The 5556-nt window shown below is 65.0% G+C and carries 7 protein-coding genes; 3 read left to right on the forward strand and 4 right to left on the reverse strand.

Annotated elements, in window-relative coordinates; all coding sequences use genetic code 11:
- Nucleotides 1–93: 93 nt before the first annotated feature.
- On the reverse strand, nt 94–300 hold the full coding sequence (locus VML93_RS05135) for a hypothetical protein (RefSeq protein ID WP_325608347.1): 207 nt from the start codon (nt 298–300) through the stop codon (nt 94–96).
- Nucleotides 301–915: 615 nt separating this feature from the next.
- Between VML93_RS05135 and VML93_RS05140 the strand changes: the two genes are divergently transcribed.
- Nucleotides 916–1191 carry a DUF3303 domain-containing protein gene (locus VML93_RS05140; RefSeq protein ID WP_325608349.1) on the forward strand — a complete coding sequence of 92 codons (276 nt, stop codon included), beginning with the start codon at nt 916–918 and terminating at the stop codon, nt 1189–1191.
- A gap of 260 nt (nt 1192–1451) precedes the next feature.
- Here the strand turns inward: VML93_RS05140 and VML93_RS05145 are convergent, their stop codons facing one another.
- Nucleotides 1452–1655 carry a hypothetical protein gene (locus tag VML93_RS05145; protein WP_325608351.1) on the reverse strand — a complete coding sequence of 68 codons (204 nt, stop codon included), beginning with the start codon at nt 1653–1655 and terminating at the stop codon, nt 1452–1454.
- Between the two features lie 25 nt (nt 1656–1680).
- Nucleotides 1681–2430 (reverse strand): SIMPL domain-containing protein, encoded by a 750-nt coding sequence (locus tag VML93_RS05150; protein ID WP_414686283.1) that lies wholly within the window; start codon nt 2428–2430, stop codon nt 1681–1683.
- A gap of 17 nt (nt 2431–2447) precedes the next feature.
- Between VML93_RS05150 and VML93_RS05155 the strand changes: the two genes are divergently transcribed.
- Nucleotides 2448–3005: a hypothetical protein gene (locus VML93_RS05155; protein ID WP_325608353.1), complete on the forward strand. Its 558-nt coding sequence runs from the start codon at nt 2448–2450 to the stop codon at nt 3003–3005.
- A 4-nt stretch (nt 3006–3009) separates the two neighbouring features.
- Here VML93_RS05155 and VML93_RS05160 read toward each other — a convergent pair whose 3' ends face one another.
- The gene (locus VML93_RS05160) at nt 3010–3348 is read right to left on the reverse strand and encodes a WhiB family transcriptional regulator (protein ID WP_325608355.1); all 339 of its coding nucleotides are present in this window, start codon (nt 3346–3348) and stop codon (nt 3010–3012) included.
- A 636-nt stretch (nt 3349–3984) separates the two neighbouring features.
- Here VML93_RS05160 and ltrA point away from each other — a divergent pair.
- Nucleotides 3985–5358 carry a group II intron reverse transcriptase/maturase gene (gene ltrA, locus VML93_RS05165; RefSeq protein ID WP_325608357.1) on the forward strand — a complete coding sequence of 458 codons (1374 nt, stop codon included), beginning with the start codon at nt 3985–3987 and terminating at the stop codon, nt 5356–5358.
- Nucleotides 5359–5556 lie beyond the last annotated feature (198 nt).

A 5556-nucleotide genomic window follows, 5' to 3' on the forward strand; every position in this document is an offset into this window, starting at 1 on the left:
CGACGCGTTCGGCCAGTTCGGACAGGTGGGCTTTCGCTTCAGAGAAGGGCACAACTTCGGCCATAGGTCAATATTCTGACTTGTCGCCGCGTGTCACGCAAGCGGGCGGGTTCCCGCCGGGCCCCGATAGCGGATCGCCATATGAGACGGTTTCAGACGCAGCGTCGGGACCGTGACCACAACCCGCAGGTTCCGGCCGGCACCCGGGCCAGTGATGGTCAGCTGCTCGGCCAGCCGACGAAGGTAGAGCAGGCCAGCGGGAAGCGAACCCGCCGCTGGCTTGACCGTCTGCTGTAGCACCTACACCACCTCGTCACGGACCGTGCCGGTCCAGACTTGTTCTACCGGCACGGTACGGGCTGCCGGCGACGTTTCCGGTGAACTCGGCGGCATGGTGGCGTCCTGTTTCCGGTGCAAATGAGCGGCCGCGGGTTCCGCTTGTTGTTGCTGATTTTAGGCGACCGCTCCGACAGAATCGGGGTTCTGCGGTGCCCGGGGCGTATTGTTTTCGCAGCTGGGGTGGCGGTTCGAGGAGCTGGCGGCGAAGATCTTGAAGGAGCCGCAGTCCGACCGGGGTCATGGTGATCCTCGCCAGCCTCGGCGGCTCGGTCGAGGACAGCCCAGACAGCGAGAGGCAGGAGTGATCCCCAGCCGCCAACTGTCCCGTAAACGTTCGATTTCGGCAGAGACCGCCAGCCGCGCCAGGTAGGACTCCAACGCCCGCCCGATCGAGCGTGGTCGGGCCGGTCGAGCACGCCAGCCCCGGCGTCAGAAGATGCGGCCGCGGGCGAGCTCCTCGCGTGTTGGAAAGCGACCACCGGCAAGTGGAGCAGCGCTACTCTAGGAACCAACCTTCAAACGAGCAAACACTGTCCTCAACCGGGCAACACGAACAACTTAAGAGAGGGATCGATTATGAAGTTCCTGGTGTCCTGGTCATTGCCGCACGGTGACGGCTACCGCGCAGCGGTCGCCCGATTTCTCAAGAACGGCGGTTCCCCTCCTGCTGGCATTCAATTGATTGGCCGCTGGCATGGCGCCAATGGCAAGGGCTGCGCGATCGCGGAAAGCGACGATGCGAAGGCCATCTTCCAATGGTTCGCGGAGTGGACCGAATTCATGGAGATCGAGGCCACCCCCCTTGTTGAAGACGGGGACGCAGGGGCAGTGCTCCAGTCGTTGTACGGCTAGCGAAACTCCCGAGAACTTCGGCCCGGCAGGCCGATGTCTTCAGCATTCGCGACTGCAGGTCCACCGTGAATTAGCGTTGCGCACGATTACATAGCCGCGGCGATGTCCCGAAAACTGGGTCCTGTGCGTCAGCGCCACCGGGTCCTGACCGCGTAGCCGCGGGTTAGTGGCGCCGGGCGCAAGGATCAGCCACCCTCCTGGTCCGGGCGGGCGAGTAACCGGTCGGTGAGCTCGATAGTGGCCAGGTACCACCAGAACACCTAGTCCAGGAAAACCGGGTCGAAGTCGCCTCTCTGGTCCGCGCGGTTGTGGCGGAGGCCGAACTCGTTGGCGATGTGGAACAGTGCCCCCTCGTCCTCACGGAGCAGCTCGGCCTTGAGCAGCTCGCGGCGGTCCTCGAGCACGCCGGCGAGGGTGACGATCGCCGAGCGATTGGCGTGCTCGTCGGCACCGCGCCTGGACATGGGTCCCGGTAGTCGAACGCGCTCGCTACTGCAGCTCCCAGACCGCGGTCACCGAGAAGCTCACCGTCTGCTGACCGGGTTCGACCGGCACCGGGGCGGCCATGCTGCGTGGCGGGGCCGGCGGCGCCCCGTTGATCGGTGCGGCGCTGGTTCCCTCCGCGATGGAAAGCACTTTGCCCAGCCGCAGGCCCGACAGCTGCGCATACTGCTCGGCACGGTTCTTGGCGTCTTGGAAGGCGCGCGCCCGCGCATCCTTGACCAGCTGCGAGTCGTCGCCGATCGAGTAGCTGACCGAGCTGATCCGGGTCGCGTCGCGGCCGGTGTCGACGATCAGGGCCAGCAATTTCGATGCGGCGTCGGTCGGGTGAATCTTCACCTCGATCCCATTGCTGGCGCGGTAGCCGGTGATGGTCGCCGTGCCGGCCGGCCCGGGATTGTTGTACTGCGGCTGCAGGCTGACCTGGGTGGTGCGGATGTCCTTGCGGTCAACTCCGGCGCCCACCAGCGCGTTGATCACCGCCTGCTGCCGGTCGCTGGTCTGGTTCATCGCGCTGGTGACGTCGGTTGCGGTGAACTCGATCTCGACATCGGCGGTCAAGGTGTCCGGGACGCCCTGGACTTTCCCCGACCCGAGGACGGTCACCTGACGCGGATTCGCCCCCGGCGGTGTCGCACTGTGGGAGTCGCACGCCGACAGCGTGATTGCGGCCAGGCCGGCGGCGGTCAAAGCGATCGACCGGCGGACAAGACTCCGGATGCTCGTTGAGATCGGCATGTCTGGACCCTAGCGTCGTGCCTGTGGAGCAGGACGATCCGGAGGCGCCGGCGGAGCGCAGTTTCGTGGCGACCGCCGTGCCGAATGCCAAGCAGAGGTACTCCACCTACGCGGTGTTGCTGGTGGTCTCCTCGGTGTATCCGATCAGCCAGGAGTTCAGCCGAGGCTTCGACTTCATGACCGCGTACGGGGCGATCGTCTTCCCCGTGATGCTGCTGGGTCTTGCCGCCATGTGGGGCGTGGCTCTGCACCGTCTGTGGACGAAGAAGGTCGTCCTTTGCGTCACGGCCGATGGCCTGACCGTCGACCAGCGGTCGGATGAGGTCTACTCGCTGCGGGCCGCAGAGCTGGGCCAATGGCGAAAAACCCGAGGCCGCGGCGGCAACTCCGTGGGCAGGGCGCTGTATCTGCCGTCGGGCCCGCACCGTTTTGTTCTCGGCGCGCAGGAGTACGGCAGGGCCAGCGATGTACCAAAAGTAGGGCCGCAGGTCGAAGTTACACGCCTCGACGCCTACACCAGCGTCTCAGCCTTCGACGAGCTGCTCGCGCTCGTCGGCTCCGCCCGAGGCGAGTAGCTGCTCACGCGGCTTTGGACTGCGGACGTGCCCGACGCCGCGGGCTCGTGTTAGGCAGTCGGGGGGCGGGGGCGTCGCCGAGTTCGAGGGTGCGGCGTGCCTCGAATTGCGCGATCAGGCTGGCGTAGATGGGTTCGAGTTCGCCGGGTTTGTCGCCGGGCAGGATGTGGCCGCCCCACACACCGTGGGTGGCGCGGCTGACGACGGCGTTGTAGCCGCAGCGGCCGAGGAAGGGGCACTCCTGGCACATGCGGGCGGCTTGGTCGGCGCTGGTCATGGTGTCGGTGTCCTTTCGGTGGAACGAAGTTCCCGAAGTTCTCGAAGCTCTCGAAGCTGTTGTCATCGCATCGCGCCCCAGTGTCGGTATTAACCGGTCTGGCCGGGAAAACCAGAATCTGACGGGCTCGTCTGACCAAGAAAATCCGCGCCGATGGACGCTGCATTAGGGGAGCGGGCGTCGTTAGCATCACCGCGTGTTGCGTCCTGCAAGTTCGACTGAACTAGCGGGTGGAAGTCCCGTCCCGGTAAGCACCGGAGCGCCGGGTAGCAGGCCCCGGTCCGTCGTTGAGAGGCGGCGGGCTAAGCGGGGTGTCAAAAGCCTCTTTGGAGGGAGCAAGTGCGCGGGCCGTAGTGCCAGTCGGTACGAGTCCTGCAGCTTCGTCAGATTCACAACGGAGGAGCCGAGCCGCTCATGTCACGGCGAAGGCCCATGTCTGTCGAGCCCTGGTCCGGGGTCAGCTCGGCGGGTCCTTCCGGGGTATGGGGAGCGGCACGTGCACACAGTTCAGTCGGGAACAGGAGAGGCCCGTCTGCCTGGCCTGCGTCGGGCAAAGACCAAGGGTATAAGCCGATGGTGAAAGTCCTTGGAGGGCAGCGGGAGTCCGAGGGGGTCGTAGTACCGCTGATCGGTGTGAGAGACACGCCGGGAGGGAAGGGCCCCTGCTTTGATCACGCGCGCGAAGCGGGTAAGCGTGAGGGCATGGCCGAGGCGACTCGGTCCAACTACCCCGACGGGCTATCGCCCGTCGTAGCCGACGAGGAGCCGTTGGTGGCCTCGCCGGTGAAAGTGCAACAACTGCAACGGGCGCTATGGGCTGCGGCCAAGCAGTCTGAAGGTCGGCGTTTCCACGCCCTTTATGACCGTATTTGCAGGGGTGACGTCCTGCAGGAGGCGTGGGAGCGGGTGCGCAAGAACAAGGGTGCGGCCGGGGTGGATCGTGTCACCCTGGTCGCGGTGGAGGACTACGGTGTGGACCGCATGTTGCGTGAGTTGCGCTGTGACCTTCGCTCGGGTCGGTATCGCCCGGCGCCGGCGCGTCGGGTGGATATCCCGAAACCACAGGGTGGTACGCGGCCGTTGGGGATTCCCACGGTGCGAGACCGGGTGGCCCAACAAGCGGCCAAGATCGTGCTGGAACCGATTTTCGAGGCGGACTTTGTGTCGTGCTCGTACGGGTTTCGGCCGAAGCGGTCGGCGACGATGGCCAAGGAACGCTTGCGGACCGGGTTCATCGCGGGTCACCAGTTTGTGGTCGAGTTCGATATCGCCAATTTCTTCGGCGAAATTGACCACGACCGGTTACTCACCGAGGTGGGTAGGCGGGTTTCGGATCGGCGGATGCTCAAACTGCTGCGGTTGTGGCTGCAAGCAGGAGTGATGGTCGAAGGGGTGACCCAGCGGACGGTCGCGGGCACACCTCAGGGTGGGGTCATTTCCCCGCTGTTGGCCAATATCTACCTGCATGTGCTCGACACCGAACTGTCCCGCCGCGAGGTGGGGGAGTTGGTGCGCTACGCCGACGACGGTGTGGTGTTGTGCCGCAGTGTGGCACAAGCCGAGCACGCCCTGGCGGCGGTGGGCGAAATCCTGACCGGGTTGGGGTTGCGGCTGCATCCGGATAAGACGAAGGTGGTCGACTTGCGGGAGGGTCGTGAGGGCCTGGATTTCCTGGGCTGTCACTTCCGGGCCCGTATGTCGGGACGGTTGTGGGAGCAGAAGCGGATTATTCGCTATTACCTGCATCGCTGGCCGTCCCAGCGCGCCATGGCCCGGGTTCGGGCCAAGGTGCGTGATCGCACTGGGCGCAACCGAGTCGGGCTGGACATTCGCGACGTGATCGCGGACTTGAACCCGATTCTGCGCGGTTGGGGCAACTACTTTCGCACCGGGAACGCCGCCAACAAGTTCACTCAGATCGACCGGTACGTGGTATGGCGCTTGCTTCGCCTGATGGTGAAGAAACGGGGCCGCAATCTGCGTGCTGGACAAGCCGATCAGTGGACTGAAGAGTGGTTTAACGGGCACGGCCTGCACCGTTTGCGCGGCACCATCCGCTACCCGAAGGCAGCGTAACCATGTCTAGAAGATCATCGGTAAGCCGTGTGCGGGAAAACCGCACGCACGGATTGAAAGGGGGATGGGGAAACGGGTCTGTGCTGCAGACACCGCGCCCCTGACTACCAATGACAGCGGATGCACCCGAGTTGCTTGCCGGCCATCAGCCCATCCCGCTGCCGCCTCCGGCATCGCCGGTCAACTATCGCCGTGTCC

This window comes from Mycobacterium sp., assembly GCF_035499775.1.
Lineage (GTDB): Bacteria > Actinomycetota > Actinomycetes > Mycobacteriales > Mycobacteriaceae > Mycobacterium.